This window comes from Dyadobacter sp. HNCC25DJ185, from assembly GCF_056895195.1.
The window spans coordinates 1-322 of sequence record NZ_JBXHAR010000040.1; the positions used below are offsets into that span (position 1 = coordinate 1).

The 322-nt window shown below is 50.3% G+C and carries 1 protein-coding gene; it reads right to left on the bottom strand.

The features are described 5' to 3' along the window. On the bottom strand, window positions 1–322 hold a 322-nt coding region (locus AC1XUF_RS32075; RefSeq protein WP_483345966.1), incomplete at both ends, for a DDE-type integrase/transposase/recombinase.

Sequence of the window (322 nt, forward strand, 5' to 3'; positions counted from 1 at the left end):
AGGTTTGTAAGGACGGGCAGCATACAAAGCGATATGGTTATGGTCTGCCCACTGTTCGAGCATATCGGTAAAGACCGGTTCATACCGGCAGCTTCGAGATACCCACTGCTTCATATTATCCGACTTGACAGCCAAGGGTACGCCTCCAAAGTAATCAAGCGCATTGTTGAGGGCGTTGACCACATGGACGAGCTTAGCATTTGGCAGAGCTTCCACATAGCCATATCCGCTGAAAGGCAGCACAGCAACAAAGACAGGGCAACCTATCAATTCGCCGGTTGAAGCGTCAACATAAGAAAGCTGGTCACCCGCAAAATCCACC